This is a genomic window from Nonomuraea cavernae, from assembly GCF_040655715.1.
GTDB classification, from domain to species: domain Bacteria; phylum Actinomycetota; class Actinomycetes; order Streptosporangiales; family Streptosporangiaceae; genus Nonomuraea; species Nonomuraea cavernae_A.
The window spans coordinates 53033-74145 of record NZ_JBFAKL010000017.1 but is presented as its reverse complement, the minus strand read 5'-3'; the positions used below and the strand labels follow the sequence as shown (position 1 = coordinate 74145).

The window sequence follows — 21113 nt, the reverse complement described above, 5'->3', positions numbered from 1 at the left end:
GGGCTCGACCAGGTGGAAAGCAGCGATCTGCGCCCTGCTTATCGCCAGGTGTGAACACCGGCCTGACGCCGGTGTGGTGACCAGGCCGGTTTGACGACTGCGCCGCTCATGGCGTGTCGTGATCATCGACGCAGGAATTCGGCCGCCTTCGAGCCTGTCAGTCCTTCTGCTCGGGTTCCTTCCCAGGAGGTACGGCCTGCGCCGGTGGCTCTGGGGCCCGTCCTGGCGGGAGGGGGATCGGATCATCCTTGAAGAGCTCGGGCACGGCCCGGTAGAGGATGGCGGTGATCGGCACGGCCACGACCGCGCCCGCGATCCCGGCCAGGATGCCGCCGACGGCCAGCACGATGATGATCGCCAAGGGGTGGAAGTGCAGCACCCGGCCGACGATCAGCGGTTGGAGCACGTGGTTCTCCAGTTGCTGCTCGACGATCAAGATGCCGACGAAGATGAGCGCGTAGATCGGGCCCTTCGCGCCGAGCGTGACCAGCGTCGCGACCACACCGGCGAAGAGGATGCCGACGATGGGGATGAAGCTGGCCAGGAAGATCAGAACGGCGAGCGCCGCCCAGAGTGGGACGCCCAGGATGGCCAGCACCAGACCCATGAGCACGCCGTGCACCGCGGCCACGGCCACCGTGCCCTGCACGTAGTGGGACAGCGTGGTCCAGGCGGTCCGTCCGGCCCGGTCGACCCGCGGCGCCATCCGGCCGAACCCCTTGAGGAACCAGGACCAGATCCGGTCGCCATCCTTGAGCAGGAAGAACGTCACGAACAGCAGGAGCACGATCGAGGCCAGCACCTCGACCACCACCACGGTGCCCGCGAGAACCGTCGAGGTGATCTGCTGCTGCCGCTCGGTGACCAGCTTGCCGATCTCGTCCACCCAGCCGCTGAGCTGCATGGGCTCCAGGTTCAGAGGGCCGGTGTAGAGCCAGCCCTCCACCGTCTTGGCCGTCTGCCTGACCTGTGTCACCAGGCCGGGGAACTCCTCGTTGGCCCGGACGCCGATGATCCACCCCGTCCCGGCCAGCACGGTGAAGGCGACGAGCATGGTGACCCAGGTGGCGTAGATCGCCCGCAGGCCCGACGCGCGCAGTTGCCGGGTGAGCGGGAACAGCAGCGCGGTCAGCAGCAGGGCCACCGCCACCGGCAGGGCGACGATGCGCATCGTCGCCACGAAGCCGAACACGTAGTTGGCCACGATGCCGATGACGATCAGACACGCGCACCAGGCGGCCATCTTCGCCAAGGTCGGTGGCACTAACCGCAACAGGCGCTCCTGAGGTGAATCCATGGACGGGCAACTGCCCCACCTGTCGGGGATAGGCACGCTCTCAGGCTTTGAGCCAAGAAATGTTGGAGAAGTAAATTTTTGCATCATGGGTAGGGGGCATTCCGCCCTACCAGCTTTCTCACGACGGCATGGTGAGTCATCTTCTGTGAAACGACCGCGGCGCGCGCTCACGGCCGCATTTCGCCGACGTGCCGGCCCCGCCCATGAGCGCCGCCCGGCATTGGGCCGGCCGGATGGCGACAGGCTGGAAGCGAGCGAGGAGCCGGCACGGCTGGTTGGATCACACGGTGCGCGCCCTGATCCGCTACGACAAGGCCGACGCCGGTCGGCTGTCGGCCGCCCTCACCTACTACGCCTTCTTCGCCACCTTCGCCTTGGCCCTGCTGGGGTTCGCCATCCTCAGCCGCATGCTGGACTATCCTGCGGCGCTGGCCGAGGTGCAGCGCTACCTGAGCGACACCTTCCCGCGCCTGGACGTCCAAGCGCTTCGCGATGCCGGAGGAACGGCCGGGCTGGTGGCCTGCGTGGTCCTGCCGCTGACGGGCCTGTTCTGGATGGACACGCTGCGCTCGGCGACCAGGGCGATCTGGCGGCTCGACGAGTATCCGGGCAACTTCTTCCTGCGCCAGATCATCGACCTGGGCGTGGTGGCCGGGCTCGGAGTGCTGCTCTTCCTGTCGCTCACTGTCGCCTTCGCCGCCGAGTGGGTGCTGACCTGGCTTGCGGTGAGCACCGTGGGTGTGGACGCCACCCCCGCCCGGTGGGTGTTGTCGGTGGCGGCGTTCGTGCTGGGAATCGGGGGCAACACCTTGCTGGCCATGGCGCTGCTGACCGCGCCACCACGGCTGCGTGTGCCGCTGCGCCGGGTGATCGGCCCGGCGCTCGTCATCACGATCGGCCTGGAGATCCTCAAGACCCTCGGCCAAGCCCTGCTCAACCTCACCGCCGCCAACCCCGCCTACCAGGTGGTCGCCGGAGCAGTGGCGATGCTGCTCTTCCTCAAGGTGCTCAACCAGCTCATCCTGTTCGCCACCGCGCTGGCGGCCACCAGCGCCACCGGCGATGTCACCGACCTGGCCACTCGGCCAGATCCACGGTGACCTCAGCCTGCGTCCCCGCTCGTCAGTCCAGGGTGAAGTAGTCGGGGCCCGCGTAGCGGCCGGTGGACAGCTTCTGACGCTGCATCAGCAGGTCGTTGAGCACCGACGACGCGCCCAGCCGGAACCAGTCGGGTGAGAGCCAGTCGTCGCCGGCGGTCTCGTGGACCAGGACCAGGTTCTTGATGGCGTCCTTGGTGGTGCGGATGCCGCCCGCCGGCTTCACCCCCACCTGCCTGCCCGTCTGGTCGCGGAAGTCGCGCACCGCCTCCAGCATGATCAGCGTCACCGGGGGCGTGGCCGCCGGGGAGACCTTGCCGGTGGAGGTCTTGATGAAGTCGGCGCCCGCCAGCATGGCCAGCCAGGACGCGCGCCGTACGTTGTCGTAGGTGGACAGCTCGCCGGTCTCGAGGATCACCTTCAGGTGGGCCTCGCCGCAGGCGGCCTTCACCGCGACGATCTCCTTGAACACCTTCAGGTAGTCGCCGGACAGGAAGGCGCCTCGGTCGATCACCATGTCGATCTCGTCGGCGCCCGCACCCACGGCGAGCGCGGTGTCGGTCACCTTCACCTCAAGAGAGGTGCGCCCGCTGGGGAACCCGGTCGCGACCGAGGCGACCTTGACCCCCGTGCCGGCCACGGCCTCGGCGGCCACCGCCACCAGGTCGGGATAGACGCAGACGGCGGCCACGGTGGGAGCGCCGTCGCCCGGGTGCGCCGCCTTGGTGCACATCGCCCGGACCTTGCCCCGGGTGTCGGCGCCTTCGAGCGTCGTGAGGTCGACCATGGAGATGGCCAGGTCGATGGCCTGGGCCTTGGCTGTCGTCTTGATGGAACGGGTGCCGAGCATCGCGGCTCGCTGGTCGGCGCCGACCCGGTCGACACCGGGCAGGCCGTGCAGGAATGCTCGCAGCGTCGCATTGGACGAGGCGACGTCCGCGAGCGAGGTAGTCACAGTTGACACCTCCACAGCATCGCCGACCATGCGGGCTACCTCCAAACCGGACCTGTCGCCGCCTGTCTGACGTGGGACGGAAACGCCTGGCCGCGCTCGTACCAAACACAGGTGTAAGGGCGAACGACGAAGGGAGCGAGGCCAGTGCGCCTCCATGATGACCCCGCGGCCTTAGAGGCCTTCTATCGCCGCCATATCGATGCCGTCATGCGGTTCGTGGTGCGCCGGGTGAGTGATTCTCACCTGGCCGCCGACCTGACCGCCGACGTCTTCCTGGCGGCCGTGGACTCGGCCCACACCTACCGCCCCGGACGGGGCAGCGAGCTCGGCTGGTTGTACGGCGTGGCGCGCAACGTCGTGGCCGCGCAGTACCGCCGTACGGCTCGTGAGGCGGAGGTGAACAGCCGAATCGCGGGCCGGCGGTTGGAGGCGGGCACCTCCAGGGGGCCGATGCGGGTGGCCATGGGCGGTGCTGGCAAGGGGATCGACTTCACGATCGAGAAGGGACGACTCGGGAGCGACGACACGCTGGTCCTGGCCATCTCCGTGGACGGCGACGATCCCGGCAAGGTGGCCGGGGCGATGTCCTTGACGGTGATCGACGGCGCGGTGGCCCCTTGCGAGGCCGTCCCGATGCCGCTGCCCTCGGACCCGGCTCCCGGCGGGCCTGACCCCCAGGGCACCGTGACCTCGAAGCACGACGACGGCGGCCCCAGCCTCACCACCAGGGGTGAGTGACGCTCAAGCGGGGCCATTCCCGATCGCCTTGGTAGCCGTTACCGGCTATCAAGGCAGGTACTAAGGCAGGCCAAGGCAGGGTCCTAGGTACCCCTGAGCCGATGATCCGCCGGAGATAGGGCATCCGCCCGATGTGGCGGGGTGGGCCTTAGCGGGAGTCTTAAGGATGTCAGGAAGAAGCACGACATTTTAGGAGACACCGTGAACCCCGAGCTTGAGTTCCAGCTCATGAAGAGCCAGGCGAGCGAACTGCGGGCGGCCGCCGCCCGGCACCGCCAGGTACGGGAGGCCCAGCGCGCCAACAAGTCCGAGCGCCGCTCGGTCTTCGGCAAGCGCCGTCCCGCATGACCCCCACACGAGAGCCCGGCCGCATCCTCCCTCGCGGCCGGGCCTCTGTACCCCCGTAAGGCTTGTAAGCCCATAAACCGGTCGAAAGCGCTACGTGAGGCATGACATGCTGGATGACATGCTGGGACGTTCGGTGAGTCCCGTCTTCGTCGGACGGGAAGAGCAGCTCGCGTCCCTCACAGAAGTCTTCGACGAGGCCCGCGAAGGCGCCGCGACGGCCGTGCTGCTCGGCGGCGAGGCCGGAGTCGGCAAGACCCGGCTGGTCCAGCGGTTCGTCGAGCAGGCCGCCGAAGGCGGCGCCCGAGTGCTGTACGGCGGCTGCGTCGAGCTCTCCACCGAGGGCCTGGCCTACGCGCCGTTCACCGCGGCGCTCAGGCAGCTCGTCAGAGAGCAGGGCCCCGCACAGATCGCCGCGCTGCTGCCGGAGGGGGCCGAGCGCGATCTGGCCCGGCTGCTGCCCGAGTTCGGCGAGCCGAACGGCGACGGCGAGACCGACACCGGCCGCGCCCGGCTCTTCGAGCAGTTCCTCACCCTCCTCGAACGACTGGCCGACAGCCGCCCCACGATCCTGCTGATCGAGGACATCCACTGGGCCGACCGGTCCAGCCGCGACCTCATCGCCTTCCTCAGCCGCAACCTGCGCACCCCGCAGGTGCTGATCGTCATGACCTACCGCTCCGACGACCTACACCGCCAGCACCCCCTGCGGCCGGTGCTCGCCGAGCTGGGCCGGGTCGACGGCGTCTACCGGATGGACCTGCCCCGCCTGTCGCGGGACGAGGTGGCCCAGCAGATGGCCGGCATCCTCGGCAACGCCCCCGAATACCCCACGGTGCAGAAGGTCTACGAGCGCAGCGAGGGCATCCCGCTGTTCGTCGAGGCGCTGCTCGACTGCGGCGCCGACTCCACCTTCCCCGAGTCGATGCAGGACCTGATCCTCGGCGCGGTCGAGCGCCTCCCCGAGGAGACCCAGCGGGTGCTGCGCATGGCCGCCGCCGGCGGCACCCGAGTCGGCCACGCACTGCTCGCCGCGGTGAGCGGCCTGTCCGACATCGAGCTGGAGACCGCGCTGCGCCCGGCCATCGCCGGCAACGTGCTGCAGATCGCCGACAACCGCGCTTACGTCTTCCGCCACGCCCTGATCCGCGAAGCCGTACACGAGGAGTTGCTGCCCGGCGAGCACCAGCGGCTGCACGCGCGCTACGCCGAGGAGATCTCCCGCGACCGCGGGCTCGTCCCGCCCGGCCGCGCCGCGGTCGAGCTGGCCCATCACTGGTACGGCGCGCGAGACGACCTCTGGGCGCTGATCTCCGCCTGGGAGGCGGCGCGGAAGTCGTTCCGCGCGTTCGCCTACACCGAGGCGATCCCGCTGCTCGAACGCGTGCTCACGCTCTGGGACCGGGTGCCCGACGCGGCCGGGCGGATCGGCGCCGACCACACGGCGGTGCTCGAACGGGCCAGCGAGGCCGCGCTGGCCGGTGGTGAGCTCGACCGGGGCATCAAGTTCGTCAAAGCCGCCCTGTCACAGCTGGACGAGACGCGCGAGCCGGACCGGGTCGCCAAACTGATCGTCCGCTGGGCCAACTGCAAGGTCGACAAGGGCAAGACCTCCGTCCTCGACGACCTGCGCCATGCCCTGCGGCTGGTGCCCGAGCCCACACTCGACCGCGTCGAGGTGGTGATGACGATCAGCCGGCACCTCATGCTCAGCGGCGACCTCGACGAGGGCTTCGCGCTCGTCGAGGAGGGGCTCCGGCTGGCCAGGGAGCTCGGCGACACGTGCCTCGAAGGCGACCTGCTGCTCAACCAGGCGCTCGGCCACTCGATCGCGGGCGAGACCGAGGCCACGCTCGCCACCAACCTGCGGGCCCTGGAGCTGGGCCGCCAGGAGGGCTCCGGCCGCCTGATCACCCGGGCGATCGGCAACAACATCGACGCGCTGAACGAGCTCGGCCGCTGGCAGGAGGCCCTCGCTCTGAGCGAGGAGGGCTGGCTGGTGTCCAAGAAGTACGGCCGGCTCCGGGTCAACGGGCTGTTCGTGCTCAACAACCGGGCCGAGACCCTGGAGGCGATCGGCCGCTGGGACGAGGCCATCGAGACCGTCGAGCGGGCCCTCAATCTGGGGCCGGCGCTGCGCAAGCGTCACCACCTGCTCCGCGTGCGCGCCGACGTCGCCCTGGGCAGGGGCGACCTGGCTCTCGTCGAGAGCATCCTGACCGAGATCGGCGTGCTCAAGGAGCGGCCGGAGGACTTCGTCCAGGACATCACCAACAGCACCCGGCTGCGCATCGGCTGGCACCTGTCCAGAGGCGAACCCGACCAGGCGCTGGCGGTGGCCGAGCGCATCCTGGCCCGCCCGGCCCAGTCGCCCAAGGCCATGCTGGGCTGGCGGCTGCTGTCGCTGCTCAAGACGGTGTGCGACGCGACCGAGAGCACCGAGCCGGTCCGCGCCCGCGCGGTCGCGAAGCTGGCCGCCGAGGTGGCGTCGAGGCTCAAGGTCAGTGGGCCGGTCGCCGAGGCGTACCAACTGTCCTATTCGGGCGACTTCGACGCCGCAGCCGCCGCCTGGGAGCGGCTCAGCCGCCCGCACAACCAGGCCAAGGCGCTGCTGCGGGCCGCGGGCGGGTCGGCCCGTTCGGGTGACCGGGAGGGCGCGACGTCCCGGCTCGCGGTGGCCGGCCCGCTGGCCGCGGCGCTGCGGGCCGTGCCGCTCATCGACGAGATCGAGGCGCTCTCGCGCCGCGTCGGCGGCGGCGCGCACCAGCAGGGGGGCTCCGAGCTGCTCACGCCGCGGGAGCTGGAGGTGCTCCGGCTCGTGGCCCTCGGCCGCACCAACCGCGACATCGCCGCGGAGCTGTTCATCTCGGCCAAGACGGTCAGCGTGCACGTCTCGAACATCCTGGCCAAGATGGGGGTCACCACCCGGGGTGAGGCGGCTGCCGCGGCGCACCGGCTCTCGCTGCTGACAAGGTAGCCGACAGGTAGCCGGGCTCAGAGGATCGCGTCGACCAGCAGCACGACGCCGAACACCGCGAACGCGGCGGCGGCCCCGTACCTGATGACCTTCTCCGGCAGGTGCCTGCCGAGCAGGCGGCCCACCAGGATGGCCAGCGCGTCGGCGGCGACCATGCCGACCGTGGAGCCGATCCAGGTGCCCAGCCAGCCGTGCTGCGTCGCCAGGGTGATCGTGGCGAGCATGGTCTTGTCGCCCAGCTCGCTCAGGAAGAACGCGACGGTCACGGCGATGATGGCGTTCCTGGTGGTGCGCTGGGCCTTGCTCGACTCCTCCTCGGTGAGCTCGTCGCCGCGCAGCGTCCACAGGGCGAAGCCGAGGAAGGCGACGCCGGCCACGACGGAGATGGCGGTGGTGGGAAGCGCGTCACCGATCAGGCCACCGGCGGCGACACTGACGAGGTGCACGGCGGTCGTAGCGATCGTGATGCCCGCCAGCACCGGCCAGATCTTGAAACGGGTCGCGAACGTCATCGCCATGAGCTGGCTCTTGTCTCCGAGTTCGGCGACGAAGATGACGACGAGGCTGATCCAGAACGCTTCCAACGGTCCTCTTCCGCGCGACCGGACCGCGGCGCCCGGGGAGATGTGCGGGCACGACTTCGGCCCGGCAGCGACTTGTTCGCATGACTGCCAGGCCGAAGGTCTCGTCCGCCCGCGAAGGCCCGCGTGACCGGGCGCGGTGAGGCGCCAGCATGTCGATCACGCGATTGGGACTACTCCCCTTCGGTGTTTCCGAACAACTTTAACGGCACATGACCCGTGCCCTATTCCGCGAGCTCGCAGTTGACCAGCACCGGCTCGTTGACGAGCGTCACCCCGAACTTCTCGCGGACGCCGTCGCGCACCTGGCCGGCCAGCGCCATCAGGTCGGCCGTGGCGGCCTGACCGAAGGGGTTGGTCAGGGCCAGCGTGTGCTTGGTGGAGATGCGGACCGGGCCGAGGGTGTAGCCCTTGGGGTAGCCGGCCTGCTCGATCAGCCAGGCCGCGGGCACCTTGACGGCGCCGCCGGGCATGTCCCAGCGAGGGTGACCGGGCGCGCGGCTCTCCAGGTCGGCGGCCTCCTTCGCGCTCAGGACCGGGTTCGTGAAGAACGACCCGGCGCTGCGGGTGTCGGGATCGTCGGGGTCGAGCACCATGCCCTTGCCACGGCGCAGCTCCAGCACCGCCTCGCGGGCGCGGGCCGGCGAGACCCGCTCGCCCAGCTCGACGCCGAGCCTTCCGGCCAGCTCCTGGTAGGCGATCGGAGTCGACCGCGCCGAGGTGTCCAGCGCGTAGGTCACGGCGAGCACCACGTGGCGCGCGAGGTCACGCTTGAACGCGCTGGTGCGGTAGGCGAACCCGCACTGCCTCGCCTCCAGGTCGACGACCTGCCGGGTCTTGCGGTCGTAGGCCCGCACGCACCTGATCGTCTGGGCCACCTCCTGGCCGTAGGCGCCGACGTTCTGGATCGGGGTCGACCCGACCAGCCCGGGAATGCCCGACATGCACTCGATGCCGGCCCACCCTTCGGCCACGGCACGGACGACCAGCGCGTCCCAGTCTTCGCCGGCCTCGACCGTGACCAGCACCTCCTCGCCGTCGCGGGAGACCGACACGCCCTCGGTCGCGACCCGGATGACCAAACCGTCGAAGCCCTCGTCGGCCACCACCAGGTTGCTGCCACCGCCGAGCACCAGGGTCGGCTCGGCCCGCCGGTCGGCGTCGGCCACCAGAGAGACGAGTTGCTCCGCCGTGACGGCCTCGGCGAATCGGCGCGCGGGCCCGCCGAGGCCCAGCGTGGTGTACGGAGCGAGCTTCTGCATGCGCCCCAGCTTAGGAGATGCGCACCGGCCCTGGTGAGCCTGTGTGCGGCGCAGCTCCGCCCCCTAGCGAGCCCGTGTGCGGCGCACCGCCACCCCCTGGCGAGCCCGTGTGCGGCGCACCGCCACGCCCTAGCGAGCCTGTGTGCGGCGCACTTCCAGCCGGTCGCGGGGCACGACCAGCTCGCCGCGCAGAGCGAGCGACAGCGCGAACCCGTCGTGGGCGTCCTCCGGAGAGGCGCCCAGCGCCACCGACCTGCGCACCGCCATCAGGTCGCCGCTCAGCGCGTCCACCTGGCCGGGAGCGGCCTCGCGCCAGTTGTCGCCGTCGCGCTCGTACCCCATCCACCCGGCGGCCACCGCGCCCTCGTAGACCGCCGCGACGAGCGGGGTGATCGCGTCTCCGTCCAGCGTCACGAGGGTCTCCAGCAGCACGTGCACCTCTGACGTGTCGAGCCGCAACAGTTTCGTACGGCTTTCGCCCCACGACGCCGTGCCGTCGTGCCAGGCGGGGCGCTCGGCCACGTGCCAGGTGGTGACGCGTTCCGGATACTCCTCGGCCAGCTCGCGCAGCACCTGCCCGGCGCCGTCCACGTCGCCGAGATCGAGGGCGAGGACGGTGGCAGCGGTGTGGTCGAGGACCGAGCGCAGCGACCGGCGCACCTCGTCGGGGCGGCCGTCGACGAGCACGCCCACGGTGGTGGTGACGCCGGCGGTCTCCACCCGTTGCCGCTCGGTGTTGACGCCCAGGTCGTCAAGGCGGTTGGTGGCCAGGGTGCCGTCCCAGACGCGCTGGGCGTGCAGCATGTCGTCGTCGGGGACGCCGTGCTGGCCGGGGTCGCCCGAGAAGCCGAACTCGGCGGCCGGGTTGCCCCGCGCGCCACCGGTGGCGGGTCTGGCCCGGCCCGTGCCCACGCCGGTCGCGGCACCGCCCGTGGAGTCACGACCCGCGCTCACACCGGTCGCGGCACCGCCCGTGGAGTCACGGCCGGTGCCGCTGGTGCCGGCCACGTCCTCGATCCGCGGAGGTAGCAGCTGACTCGGCGGTGAGTCATCGGTCACCGCCGAGACCGGGATCGAACGGACCGTGGGCCAGACCTTGACATGATGTGGGGCTTCAGTCATAGGCACACGCCTACCCTGGAGCCGCGCGCCCTATCATCGCGCCATCGCCGCATCGCCGCGGGTCATCGCGGCCTCGTCGCAGCCTCATCGCAGCCTCATCGCAGCCTCGTCGCGGCGCGGTCAGGCCAGCCGCACCACGGCCCGGGCCTTCGACAGCACCCGGGCGTCGCCCGACCTGGCCGTCAGGGCGACGACCACGCGCTTGTCGTCCAGCTTCTCCTCGATCACGCCGCTGACCGTGATCACGGCCCCTTGGTCGTCGTCGGGGACGACCACCATCGACGAGAACCTCACCCCGTAGTCGACGACGGCGCCGGGGTCGCCCGCCCAGTCGGTGACGAACCGACCGCCCTGCGCCATCGTGAACATCCCGTGGGCGATGACGTCGGGCAGCCCCACGGCCTTGGCGAACCGCTCGTTCCAGTGGATCTGGTTGAAGTCGCCGGAGGCTCCCGCGTACATCACCAGGTCGAGCCTGCGCACCGGGTAGTCGGCGGCCGGGATCTGCTGGCCGACCTCGACCTCGTCGTACTTCACCGTGGCTGTCATCAGGCCGCTCCTCCGCGCTCGACGATCGTGTTGTAGCTGACGCAGACCGGCTCGCCGGCCACGGTCGCGATGTCGCTCCTGACCGTGAGCAGCTCGTTGCGGCCGGCGCTGCGGATGTCGGTGATCGTCGAGCTGGTGACCAGCTCGTCTCCCGCGTAGATCGGCCGGTGGTACTCGAACCGCTGCTCGCCGTGGACCACCATGGCGAAGTTGAGGCCGAGGTCAGGGTCGGCCAGCGCCTCGCCGCCGCTCTGCAGGCTGAACGCGATGGGGAAGGTCGGTGGTGCGACCACGTCGGGATGCCCGGCGGCCTGGGCGGCCTCCTTGTCGCGGTAGATCGGGTTGTGATCACCGATCGCCGCGGCGAACTCCCTGATCTTCACCCGGCTGACCTCGTACGGTGTCGTGGACGCGTACGTCCTTCCAACGAAGTCACGGTTCAAGGCCATCTGTGCTCCCTCGCAGGTCCGCCGACATTGGAGCAGACGCTAACAGAACAAGGTTCGGCTGTCGCCGGGGACGTCCGCGATTTTGCCCGCCGCCGGGGATGTGGACACGCGGCAGCGAGACGAGAAGCCGGGACGTCGGAACGGAGTGCAGACACGACAAACCGGCGCCCACGGTCGGGACGCCGGTTGTGCGATGTGAACCAGGCAAGTGCTGCCCGGCAAGACCGCGCTCGGAAAGAGCTAGCGGGTCTCGCGGTGCGCGCGGTGGCAGCGGCAGTTGGGGCAGTACTTCTTCAGCTCAAGCCGATCCGGGTCGTTTCGCCGGTTCTTCCGCGTGATGTAGTTGCGGTGCTTGCACTCCTGGCAGGCCAGCGTGATCTTCGGCCTAACGTCGGTGGCAGCCACGTGGGAGTGCCTTTCTACGTTCGGGATTAGGACATGCCCCAACTCAGGTCGACGACCTGAGAAAGGGCAGTAGCGGAGGCCGGACTTGAACCGGCGACACAACGATTATGAGCCGTTTGCTCTGCCTGACTGAGCTACTCCGCCTTTGAGCCGGACGAAACCCCCGGCCCGTAGAGGATACCTGACCTGGGGAGCGCATACGAACTCCGCCTGATCAGGTGAGGTGCTCCTAGTATGCCCCAAGAACACCCGACCACTGAAATCAACGACAAGAGCCCCACCTGAGATTCCCGGTGAGGCTCATCCAAGCTGGAGCCCCCAAACGGAATCGAACCGTTGACCTTCTCCTTACCATGGAGACGCTCTGCCGACTGAGCTATAGGGGCCTGTCCGCGCTGCGGACAGGTGTAACCATACACGGGGTCCAGCCATGATGCGAACTTGTCAGGGCGACTATCCGACCGCCTCGTAGCCCCGCGGCCGGGGCAACTCGACGACCTCGCAGAGATCGGCGAGGTCGACGAGCCGGGCCACCTCGGCGACGGAGACGCAGTCGGCGACGAGCCCCCCATGACGGCGCACGCGCAGCACCTGCCGCCCCGCCCGCACCATCGGGATCACCTCGATGCCGTCCGTGCCCACCCATCGCCTGTCCATAGCGGCACAGAGTAGCCCTCGGGTCTCTCAATTTCCGGGACGTGACACGCGTTACAGCCATACCGAGACGGCCTCAGAGGCGATAGAAACCGGCGAAGTCCCTGATCTGGCCGATCGGGTCGACCCGGACGACGGCTCCCGTCTCGGGAGCGTTGATCATCTTCCCGTCGCCCAGATAGATCCCGACGTGGTGGGTCTTAACGCGCTTTTTCGTGATTTTCCCGAAGAAGACGAGGTCGCCGGGTCTGGCGGTACGCACCCGGCGCATCTTCCGCACATGGTCATCGGTGTTGCCCGGACCGAGCACGTCGGCCCCGTGCGCCAGCGCGTACACCCATCGGGTGAAACCCGAGCAGTCGAGCCCCCGCGTGTCGGCCGCCGGACAGGGTTTGATCTTGCCGGTGTAGCCCAGGCAGGTGCCCTTGGACGGGCCTGGATCCTCGGCGTGTCCGCCGCCCCACGAGTAGACGACCTCCCGCTCCTCGATCGCGAAGGCGATCCACACGATCTCCGGTAAGACGTTCGGCCGGAACGGCACCGACCCCGTGGCGGTCAGCAGGACGAGGGCGGTCACCAGTGCCAGCCGGCGCCTCCCCGACACCCCGAACTCCCCTCGCCCGCCCGAACTTCCCCCTCCTTGATCCTGCCTTATGGCGTTAAAAGTCGCGCAGAAGGAGTTCTGCAGGAGTCACCCCGCCCGTTCGCCGGAAAAACTTTCACGGACGCCGGATAACCGCATGTCAGGGGCCCTGAAATCGCGCTGACAGGACCGCCGCCCATGTCGCTGTTTTCGCAGGTCAGAGCCGTATGTGTACGTAACATTCACGTTTGCCAAATCCGGTTTCCGCGCCCCAAGATGAATTCCGATCCCAAACGGCCCCCGACCAGGGGTTTCTTTGCCATGCCCGGAGGAGCACGACCATGATTCACACCCGGGGACTGACCCGAGTGTTCAAGGTGAAAAAACAGACCGTCGAAGCCGTCCGCGGCATCGACCTAGACGTCGAGACCGGACAGCTGGTCGCCTTCCTCGGCCCGAACGGCGCGGGCAAGTCCACCACGCTGCGCATGCTCACCACCCTGCTGCCTCCCACCAGCGGCACCGCCACCGTGGCCGGCCACGACGTGGCCCGCGAGCCGGCCAAGGTCCGCGCCCGCATCGGCTACGTCGGCCAGAAGAACGGCGCCGGCGAGAACTTCCGTGCCCGCGACGAGCTGGTCGTCCAGGGGCGCGCCTACGGACTGACCACGGCACAGGCCCGCGAGCGCGCCGACGAACTGCTCGACCTGCTCGACCTCGGCCCGCTCGCCCAGCGCAAGCCCGGCACGCTCTCGGGCGGCCAGCGACGCCGCCTCGACATCGCCCTCGGCCTCATCCACCGCCCCGAGCTGCTCTTCCTCGACGAGCCCTCCACCGGCCTCGACCCGCAGAGCCGCGCCGACATCTGGACGCACATCCTGCGGCTGCGCGAGGCGTACGGCACGACGCTCTTCCTGACCACCCACTACCTGGAGGAGGCCGACAGCATGGCCGAGCGGGTGGTGATCATCGACAACGGCCGGATCATCGCGGACGGCACCGCCGCCAAGCTCAAGAACGACCTGGCCGGCGACCAGATCACGATCACCACGAACACCGCGCAGGAGGCGGAGACGGCGGCGCGGATCGGCGAGGCCACCGCCGAGGGCACCACCGTCCGGCTCCGGGTGCCCAACGCCGCGGCGGCCCTGCCGGAGTATCTGCGCACGCTGGAGGCGGCCGGCGTCAAGGTCGCCACCGCTGAGACTTCCCGCCCCACGCTCGACGACGTGTTCCTGGCGCTCACCGGAAGGAGCCTCACCGATGACGACATTCCTGCGTGACACCGCGACCGTCTTCACCCGCGAGATCACACCCTCCATCCGCGAGCCGATGGGCCTGCTCTTCGACATGGGGCAGCCGCTGCTGTTCCTGTTCCTGTTCGGCTCGCTGCTGGACGGGGCGGTGGGCTCGACCTGGCAGTGGTTCGTGCCGGGCATCCTGGTGATGATGTGCCTGTCGGGGCCGATGGCGGCCGGCTACACGCTGCTGGTCGACCTGATCGGCGGCTCGATGGAGCGCATGCTGGTCTCCCCGATGAACCGGACGGCCATGCTGGTCGGCAGGACGATGAAGACGATGGTGGTCCTGCTGGCCCAGGCCGTGCTGATCATCGTGCTGGCGTTGCCGCTCGGCTTCCAGCTGCACCCGGCGGGCGTGCTGGCCGGGCTGGCCATGCTGGTCGCCCTCGGGGTCGGCCTCGGCGCCCTGTCGTTCGTGCTGGCCATCAAGTCGGCCCCGGACGGCACCCTGTTCTACATCGTGACCCAGGTCCTGTTGTTCCCGCTGTTGCTGCTCTCGGGCGTGCTCCTGCCGATGGACGCCGGGCCGGGCTGGCTGCGGGTGATCGGCAATCTCAACCCGATCACCTACATCGTCGACGCGCAGCGCGCCCTGTTCGCCGGAGACCTCACCAACCTCTCCGTCCTGTACGGCACCGCCGCCACGCTCGTGGTCGCCGTCGGCGGCCTCGTGCTGGGCAACCGGGCCATGCGCCAGGGCGTCTAGTAAGTCAGCTTCTCACGCAGCCGTTTCGCTCGTCCTGGTCAGAGCGTGGGGCACAGGCGTGTGAGCGAGCGTGTGAACCGTGGACCGGGCTCAGCCCGCCCGGCCGGCCGCGTCCATAAGGCGGGTCAGCGCGGGATTGTCGACGTCCGCCCCGAGCAGCCGGGCGGCGGCGAGCGCCGTCGGATCGCCGAGACGCCACCGGTGCAGCTGGGCCCGGACGACGAGCTCGCGCATGTCGCAGCGGGCCGCGAGCGAGGCCAGAGCCACGACGAGTGGCCTGGCCCGGTCCTCCTCTCCCCGGTCGAGGGCGGTGGTGATCGCGCCGTCCAGCGCGTACGCGTGCACCCACTGGTAACGGTCGGGCATCCGGGTGGACCGCGACACCGCCTCGGTCAGCCACTTCGCGGCGGCGGCGTGGTCACCCCGGCTGGCGTTCAGCAGGCCGAGCCCGCGCGCGGCCATGCCCTCCCAGCACGGATCGTTGAGCTGGCAGGCCAGCACCCAGGCCCCTTCGAGCCGGGCGGCGGCCCCGTCGACGTTGCCGGCGTACAGGTCGAGCTCGGCTCTCAGGGTCTGCGGCCAGGGCAGGAACGCCATCCAGCGTTGCTGTTGGATCAGCTCCAGGGAGCGCGTCAGCGCGACCTCGGCCTGGCTGTACTCGGCGCGCAGCAGGTGAGCGCGGGCCAGGATCGACAGCGACCAGGCCTGCTGCCGGTGATCGCCGCACCGGCCGGCCCGCTCGACCGACTCCTCCAGGTGCCCGAAGGCGGCCGGGTAGTCGCCGCGGTCGGAGGCGTTCATGCCCCGCACCCCCAGCAGCGCGGCGATCTCCTCGTCGGTCTCGGCCAGCATCTGGGCCTTGCCCAGCCAGATGTCGGCGGTGCGACGCCGGCCCGCCTGCACCTCGGCGAACCCCAGCGTCCGGTAGGCGGTGCCCACGGCGACACGGTCACCCGCCTGACCGGCCAGCGGGATCGCCTCCTGGAGAAGCACCGCCCCCTCCTCGTCCCGGCCGCGCACCGCGTGGATCAGCGCGCTGCCCAGCGCGACCAGCGCACGGCCCTGCAGTGCGGCGTCGCGGCAGCGGCCCGCGTCGGCCACGGCCCGGCGCAGGCACTGCAGGCCCGCGTCCACCGCGCCGGCCGCGATGGCGGCGCGGCCGGCTTCGAGCTGACTGGCGGCCGCCACCGAGCCGCTCAGCGGCAGCGCCATCGGCGAGCCCGGAGCGGTGTCGGCCGCCTCCCGCAGCGCCGTGGAGGGCTCGACTCCCAGCTCGCGCCGCAGGATGTCCGCGCAGATCGCGACCTGCCGCAGCGCCGCCTGACGATCGCCCTCCACGGCCAGGATCCTGACCAGCAGCTCGTGGTTGCCTTCCTCAAGCGGATTGTGCGCCACCGCACGCCTGGCGTAGGGAAGCGCGTCACCCGGGCACCCGCCGGCCAGCAGGGCGACCGCCTCCTGGCGCAGCAGCGCCTCCACCGTGGCCGAGACGCGGTGCCGTTCCACCGCCAGCCACGACTCGAAGTCGGGGCTCGACTCCAGGCGCACGCCTTCGAGCAGTTCCCCGTCGAGCTCCAGGAGCGTGGCCCGCTGGGCGTGCTCGTCGACGAGCAGGTGGACGTCCACGACCACGTCGTCACCTAGTGCCATGACGACGGGATCGCCCCCCAGCACGCCCGGCACCCCCAAGGCCCGGCGTAACTCGGCGAGCGTCCACCGCAGCGCCCCCAGCGGATCGTTGGCGTCGGCGAAGAGCAATTCGGCCAGCCGCCTGCGGCTGGGCGGGCGATCGGCCAGCAGCAGGTAGCTGAGCAGAGCCCACGCCTTGCGCCCCCGTGGCGGACGGACCGGACGGCCGTCTCGCTCGATGGCCGGCGGCCCCAGCACCCTGATGGTCACCATGGCCTCACCCCCTCCGCGCGATTGTCACCCGGCGACCGCCACGGGAACAGCCCGGCGTGACGCGCCGGCCGCCATGCCACGCGCCCGCCGGGCCTTCGTCAGCCGGCGGGCGCTCCCGCGGCCAACGCCTGCACGTCCTGGGTGGTCAGCGGCTTGCCGCCGATCGCCCAGTCTCCGCTCTTGACCTCCTCGATGACGACCCACGTCACCGGGCGCATGGCCTCCCCCTCGACGCCGACCATCGCGTCGGTGAGCGCCGTGACCATCTCGGCCTTCTGGGCCTCGGTGAACACCCCTTCGATGACCTTCACATTGACCAACGGCATGGGACTTCTCCTTCGGTGTGGATGCCGGCCGCGTCAGGCGCCGGCTACTCGAACCCTCCAGTGCCGGCGTGTGAACGGGTGTGTGACGGGTGCGGCCTCTTCCATCCCCTTCTCCTCACCATGCCCGGCCTCGGGCGGACCTCCACACCTGCCGTCTAGGAACTGGCCACCCGGCGAACCCGGTCGAGGTCGGGACCGCGATAGAACCGCTCGGGAATCCGGGCCAGTGTGGACGGATGCACCTGCGGCCCGAGACCGTACAGTTTCTGGAAGCTCATGATCAACGGCCGCCAGGCGTCGGGGTCGATGTGGTCGTCGGTGCCCGCCAGCCGGATCTCGTCGTGCACCCAGAGGCGGCACACCCGCACCTCGAACGCCATGATGCCGCCGCGCTGCGCCTCGTCCTCGTCGGCCACCGGGTGGACCGCCTCGACCACGGCCTCCATGGCCACCGGGCATTCGGCCACGCGCGGTGGCCGGACCGTCTCCGACTCCACCGGGGTGAGCCCTGCCCGTTCGAACTTGTCGTGCACGTAGCGGTAGCCGCGCTCGTGCTTGCGCTCAGGGACCGGATCGCGGCCGGTGGTCAGCGCGAGCCGGTCGACGGCCGCCGCCAGCTGGTCGGAGGGCAGGTTGAGGACGCATTCGCGGGTTCGGAGCAGGTTCCGCGCCGTCTGTGACCTCGCGCCCAGGCCCAGCATGCCCCGCCAGCCGAGCCAGAAGGCCGACGACATGGGGGCCAGGTTGGGGGTGTCGTCCTCGTTCGTCGTGGAGATCAGTACGACCGGGGTGCCGAAGTAGAGGATGTTGGACTCTATGGGAGTGTGCGTAGCTGTCACGCCGCCCACTGTCGCCCCTGGCGGGCGACGCTGGCTGGCAGCTGTCGGACATCTCGTTCGCCCGTCCCAAACTTCTTGTAACGCTATTTATCAAGAATAACGGCCACATAACGGAATTTATCGGGCATTGCTCTGGCGGATTTGGACCGATACAAACCTTCTCAACGTGGAAGGTGAGGCATGGGGAAACTGTTCGAGCGGCGAGGCCGCCTGAGGCGCGTGGCCGCCGCGGCAGTCGGCGGAGCGCTGGCCGCCGGCATCGTCATCGGCATGACGGCTCGCCTGCTGATGAGCGCGATCACGGTGGCGGCCGCCGAGGAGAGCACCTTCACCGTCGCCGGGACCGCGGGGATCATCATGGTCTTCACCGTCCTCGCCGTGCCCGCTGCCGTGACGGCGGGCGGGCCGCCCGTGGTGCGGGTGGCCGGCCGATGGGTGACCGCGGCGGTCACGGGCTGGGCCATGGCGACCACCGGCTTCGCCGACGGCGCGGCCGTCCTCCTGGCCCCCGACTCCCGCATGCCGCTCATCGTGGTGATCGTCGTGGCCTTCGGCACGACGGTGGTCGCCCACGGGGCGTTCGCGCAGTTCGTGGCCGGACGCCTGGCGGGCGCACCCGCCACCGCGCCGCTACCGGGCGCCACGGCTACCGCCTGACGATCCGTCGCCGCCCGCGGGACCAGCCCTATTCCGACGAGGACCAGCCGGACCAGCGGGACACGTCCACCAGGATCACCGGCCCCTCCGGCCGGCTCGTCCGGTACTGGTCGTACTTCTCGGCCAGGGCGTCGATCGCCGACACCCAGGCCGTCCCGCTCTCGACGACGCGGGCGGAGCCGTCGGCGCGTACCCACCACAGGCGCGCCCAGTCGTCCTCGTAGTGGTCGGCCAGGAGAGTCACCCGGGGGTGTGCCCGGATGTTGCGCAGCCGCCTCAGGTTCGTCGTCGTCTTGGGTTTGCGATCGACCGCGATCATCACCTGGTCGCCGGCCACGGCGAACGTGACGGGCACCAGATGCGGCTCGCCGTCGCCGCTCACCGTGGCGAGGCGGGCGACCCGCTCGCCGCGGAACCTCTCGCGAGCCCGCCGAGCGTCCATCCGCCCATTCTCCGCCGTCGCCCCTCAGATCCGCTCGACCGGTACTCCACCGCGCCGCCACACCTGCCGAGCGCGATGCCTCCACGTGATCGTCCGTTCTCGTGTGGACCCGCCCGGCGAAGACTCCGCGTTCTGACCGGCGAGCCCGTCGCAGCCACCGGACCAGTACTCCAGTTGTAGATCGTGATCTTGGCGTTCAGTGTGGCCGGGCAGGCGAGATGGCAGGTTGGCGCGCGGGATCAGTGTCGTGCCGCAGGCCAGGCGGCCAGGGCCAGTTCGGCGGTTTCGGTCAGCTCGGCCGCCGCAGCCCCGTCGCGGGCGCGCTGCGACATGCCCTGGATGACCGTGGCGAAGTACGCGGCCAGCGCATGGGGGTTGGCCGCATCGGATAGCTCGCCAGCCTGGCGCGCCAGGTGTAGGCGGGCTACGAAGGCGTCCAGGTTCTCGTTGCGTAGGTTGCGCAGGAATGCCTCCACCTCGGCGTCTTGCGGGGTGACGTTGGTGGCTGCGCTGATCGTCATGCATCCGGCCGGGTGGGCGGGGTCGGAATAGATGACCGCCGCCTCACGCAGGATGCGGGTGAACGCGGCGTGGGCGGTGGGTTCCTCCTCAAGGGCAACGCCCATGAAGGCGCCCACGGGTGAGCGCCCATAGCTGTGCACCACTTCCTTGAACAGAGACTTCTTATCCCTGAAGGCCGCGTACAGGCTGCCGGGCCTGATGCCCATCGCCTCGGTCAACTCGCCGATGGAGGTGGCCGCGTAGCCGCGTTCCCAGAACAGATGGGTGGCCGCGGTCAGTGCCGCGGCGCGGTCGAACTCCCTCGGCCGCCCTCGCTTCGCGCGTGTCTCAGTCACTCCTCCATTTTAGAGCGCTCACTCAAGAAGACGTGCTACCTTCTTTATTGAGTTATCGCTCAATAAATTGAGGAGTAGCTAACAGCTATGGGCACACGCACACTTGAGGGAAAGATCGCACTGGTCACAGGCGGCAGCCGCGGCATAGGCCGAGCCATCGCGCAACGTCTCGGCCGGGACGGCGCCACCATCGCCGTCGCCTACGCGCGCAGCGAGACAGCGGCGAACGAGGTCGTTGAACGCATCCGCGAGGACGGCGGCCGGGCCTTCGCCCTGCACGCGGAGTTGGGACGGCACGGCGACGCGGGCTCCCTGTGGGCTGCTTTCGACGCCCATGCCGACGAATACACACCTGGCGGAGCCGTCGACATCATCGTCAACAACGCCGGCATCGGCCGCAGCTCTGATCTGGCGTCGCTGACCGAGGACGGCTTCGACGAGATCTTCGCCGTGAACGTCCGCGCACCGTTCTTCATCGTGCAGCAAGGGCTGGAGCGGCTGCGCGACGGAGGGCGGATCATCAACATCTCCAGCGGCGCGGCTCGCCTCGCCATGCCAGAGATCATCGCCTACGGCGCCACCAAGGGCGCACTCGACACCTTCACCCTCAACCTCGCCAAGGAATTGGGGCCCCGAGGCATCACCGCGAACTCGGTGGCGCCCGGCATCATCGACACGGATGTCAACGCAAGCTGGCTACGCGGCAATCCGCAGGCCGAAGCCCACGCGGCGTCCCTGGCCGCGCTGGGCCGGGTCGGGCAGCCGAAAGACGTGGCTGACATCGTGGCCTTCCTCGCCTCCGACGACGCACGCTGGGTGACCGGCCGGGTGATCGACGCGACGGGCGGTTCTGGGCTGTGAGCCTCTCTCCTACCTACCGCGCACGAACTGCTGGACGATCGCCGAACGGGCCGGGGAGAGGACCCCGGACGGCATGCAGCACCTGCTCAGCCGGGCCAAGTGGGACGCTGACGCCGTCCGCGACGACCTTCGCGGCTACGTGGTGGGCCACTACCGGCGACAAGCCGCTCAGACATGAAGATCACGATCTACGGCTGGAGTACTAGCT

General features: G+C 69.8%; 23 protein-coding genes, 2 tRNA genes and 1 pseudogene. 9 read left to right on the top strand and 17 right to left on the bottom strand.

Translation table 11 applies throughout. The annotated features are described in order from the left end of the window. Window positions 1–157: 157 nt before the first annotated feature. On the bottom strand, window positions 158–1264 hold the full coding sequence (locus tag AB0I38_RS24245) for an AI-2E family transporter (protein ID WP_358471930.1): 1107 nt from the start codon (window positions 1262–1264) through the stop codon (window positions 158–160). A 320-nt stretch (window positions 1265–1584) separates the two neighbouring features. Between AB0I38_RS24245 and AB0I38_RS24240 the strand changes: the two genes are divergently transcribed. Next, a complete protein-coding gene (locus AB0I38_RS24240) occupies window positions 1585–2397 on the top strand; it encodes a YihY/virulence factor BrkB family protein (RefSeq protein ID WP_358471710.1) in 813 nt (270 codons plus the stop codon). 22 nt (window positions 2398–2419) lie between these two features. Here the strand turns inward: AB0I38_RS24240 and deoC are convergent, their stop codons facing one another. Continuing rightward, the gene (gene deoC, locus AB0I38_RS24235; RefSeq protein ID WP_436838773.1) at window positions 2420–3349 is read right to left on the bottom strand and encodes a deoxyribose-phosphate aldolase; all 930 of its coding nucleotides are present in this window, start codon (window positions 3347–3349) and stop codon (window positions 2420–2422) included. Between the two features lie 144 nt (window positions 3350–3493). Between deoC and AB0I38_RS24230 the strand changes: the two genes are divergently transcribed. From AB0I38_RS24230 to AB0I38_RS24220, 3 genes are all read left to right on the top strand, one after another. After that, on the top strand, window positions 3494–4087 hold the full coding sequence (locus AB0I38_RS24230; protein WP_358471706.1) for an RNA polymerase sigma factor: 594 nt from the start codon (window positions 3494–3496) through the stop codon (window positions 4085–4087). 201 nt (window positions 4088–4288) lie between these two features. Further along, entirely contained in the window at window positions 4289–4435 is a 147-nt protein-coding gene (locus AB0I38_RS24225) for a hypothetical protein (RefSeq protein WP_358471704.1), read from the top strand. Between the two features lie 118 nt (window positions 4436–4553). Beyond that, window positions 4554–7409, top strand: coding sequence for a helix-turn-helix transcriptional regulator (locus AB0I38_RS24220; protein ID WP_358471702.1), 2856 nt, complete (start codon window positions 4554–4556; stop codon window positions 7407–7409). Between the two features lie 17 nt (window positions 7410–7426). Here the strand turns inward: AB0I38_RS24220 and AB0I38_RS24215 are convergent, their stop codons facing one another. The 10 genes from AB0I38_RS24215 to AB0I38_RS24170 form a co-directional block, all read right to left on the bottom strand. Continuing rightward, window positions 7427–7993, bottom strand: coding sequence for a TMEM165/GDT1 family protein (locus AB0I38_RS24215; protein WP_358471700.1), 567 nt, complete (start codon window positions 7991–7993; stop codon window positions 7427–7429). A 221-nt stretch (window positions 7994–8214) separates the two neighbouring features. Then, a complete protein-coding gene (locus tag AB0I38_RS24210; protein ID WP_358471698.1) occupies window positions 8215–9252 on the bottom strand; it encodes a UDP-N-acetylmuramate dehydrogenase in 1038 nt (345 codons plus the stop codon). 129 nt (window positions 9253–9381) lie between these two features. Further along, window positions 9382–10374 (bottom strand): hypothetical protein, encoded by a 993-nt coding sequence (locus tag AB0I38_RS24205; protein ID WP_358471696.1) that lies wholly within the window; start codon window positions 10372–10374, stop codon window positions 9382–9384. Between the two features lie 120 nt (window positions 10375–10494). Beyond that, window positions 10495–10923 (bottom strand): MaoC family dehydratase, encoded by a 429-nt coding sequence (locus tag AB0I38_RS24200; RefSeq protein WP_358471694.1) that lies wholly within the window; start codon window positions 10921–10923, stop codon window positions 10495–10497. Continuing rightward, entirely contained in the window at window positions 10923–11372 is a 450-nt protein-coding gene (locus tag AB0I38_RS24195) for a MaoC family dehydratase N-terminal domain-containing protein (protein ID WP_358471692.1), read from the bottom strand. Before AB0I38_RS24195 ends, AB0I38_RS24200 begins: the two co-directional genes overlap by 1 nt. Before the next feature lie 240 nt (window positions 11373–11612). Further along, window positions 11613–11777, bottom strand: coding sequence for a 50S ribosomal protein L33 (gene rpmG, locus AB0I38_RS24190; protein WP_019632658.1), 165 nt, complete (start codon window positions 11775–11777; stop codon window positions 11613–11615). Window positions 11778–11847: 70 nt separating this feature from the next. After that, window positions 11848–11921, bottom strand: a tRNA-Met gene (locus AB0I38_RS24185). Window positions 11922–12087: 166 nt separating this feature from the next. Then, window positions 12088–12163: transfer RNA gene (locus tag AB0I38_RS24180), tRNA-Thr, on the bottom strand. 67 nt (window positions 12164–12230) lie between these two features. Then, window positions 12231–12434 (bottom strand): transposase, encoded by a 204-nt coding sequence (locus AB0I38_RS24175; protein WP_358471690.1) that lies wholly within the window; start codon window positions 12432–12434, stop codon window positions 12231–12233. A 73-nt stretch (window positions 12435–12507) separates the two neighbouring features. Next, on the bottom strand, window positions 12508–13035 hold the full coding sequence (locus AB0I38_RS24170) for a C40 family peptidase (protein ID WP_358471688.1): 528 nt from the start codon (window positions 13033–13035) through the stop codon (window positions 12508–12510). Window positions 13036–13355: 320 nt separating this feature from the next. On the opposite strand from AB0I38_RS24170, the gene AB0I38_RS24165 reads away from it, so the two are divergent. Together AB0I38_RS24165 and AB0I38_RS24160 are read left to right on the top strand one after the other, a co-directional pair. After that, on the top strand, window positions 13356–14297 hold the full coding sequence (locus tag AB0I38_RS24165; protein ID WP_358471686.1) for an ATP-binding cassette domain-containing protein: 942 nt from the start codon (window positions 13356–13358) through the stop codon (window positions 14295–14297). After that, window positions 14278–15021 carry an ABC transporter permease gene (locus tag AB0I38_RS24160; RefSeq protein ID WP_358471684.1) on the top strand — a complete coding sequence of 248 codons (744 nt, stop codon included), beginning with the start codon at window positions 14278–14280 and terminating at the stop codon, window positions 15019–15021. Before AB0I38_RS24165 ends, AB0I38_RS24160 begins: the two co-directional genes overlap by 20 nt. 90 nt (window positions 15022–15111) lie before the next feature. Here the strand turns inward: AB0I38_RS24160 and AB0I38_RS24155 are convergent, their stop codons facing one another. The 3 genes from AB0I38_RS24155 to AB0I38_RS24145 all read right to left on the bottom strand — a co-directional run bounded on the left by AB0I38_RS24155 (window position 15112) and on the right by AB0I38_RS24145 (window position 18088). Next, on the bottom strand, window positions 15112–16923 hold the full coding sequence (locus AB0I38_RS24155; RefSeq protein ID WP_358471682.1) for a BTAD domain-containing putative transcriptional regulator: 1812 nt from the start codon (window positions 16921–16923) through the stop codon (window positions 15112–15114). A 98-nt stretch (window positions 16924–17021) separates the two neighbouring features. Then, window positions 17022–17249 carry a tautomerase family protein gene (locus AB0I38_RS24150; RefSeq protein WP_358471680.1) on the bottom strand — a complete coding sequence of 76 codons (228 nt, stop codon included), beginning with the start codon at window positions 17247–17249 and terminating at the stop codon, window positions 17022–17024. A 155-nt stretch (window positions 17250–17404) separates the two neighbouring features. Further along, window positions 17405–18088 (bottom strand): flavin reductase family protein, encoded by a 684-nt coding sequence (locus tag AB0I38_RS24145; protein WP_358471678.1) that lies wholly within the window; start codon window positions 18086–18088, stop codon window positions 17405–17407. 180 nt (window positions 18089–18268) lie between these two features. Between AB0I38_RS24145 and AB0I38_RS24140 the strand changes: the two genes are divergently transcribed. Continuing rightward, the gene (locus AB0I38_RS24140) at window positions 18269–18745 is read left to right on the top strand and encodes a hypothetical protein (protein ID WP_358471676.1); all 477 of its coding nucleotides are present in this window, start codon (window positions 18269–18271) and stop codon (window positions 18743–18745) included. 28 nt (window positions 18746–18773) lie between these two features. Here AB0I38_RS24140 and AB0I38_RS24135 read toward each other — a convergent pair whose 3' ends face one another. Continuing rightward, entirely contained in the window at window positions 18774–19187 is a 414-nt protein-coding gene (locus tag AB0I38_RS24135; RefSeq protein WP_358471675.1) for a TIGR03668 family PPOX class F420-dependent oxidoreductase, read from the bottom strand. A 239-nt stretch (window positions 19188–19426) separates the two neighbouring features. Continuing rightward, window positions 19427–20044 carry a TetR/AcrR family transcriptional regulator gene (locus AB0I38_RS24130; RefSeq protein WP_358471673.1) on the bottom strand — a complete coding sequence of 206 codons (618 nt, stop codon included), beginning with the start codon at window positions 20042–20044 and terminating at the stop codon, window positions 19427–19429. Window positions 20045–20131: 87 nt separating this feature from the next. Between AB0I38_RS24130 and AB0I38_RS24125 the strand changes: the two genes are divergently transcribed. After that, window positions 20132–20905 (top strand): SDR family oxidoreductase, encoded by a 774-nt coding sequence (locus AB0I38_RS24125; RefSeq protein ID WP_358471672.1) that lies wholly within the window; start codon window positions 20132–20134, stop codon window positions 20903–20905. Further along, a pseudogene (locus AB0I38_RS24120) lies at window positions 20895–21050 on the top strand (IS701 family transposase); the annotation flags it as partial. The gene AB0I38_RS24125 and the pseudogene AB0I38_RS24120, both read left to right, overlap by 11 nt. Window positions 21051–21113: the final 63 nt, after the last annotated feature.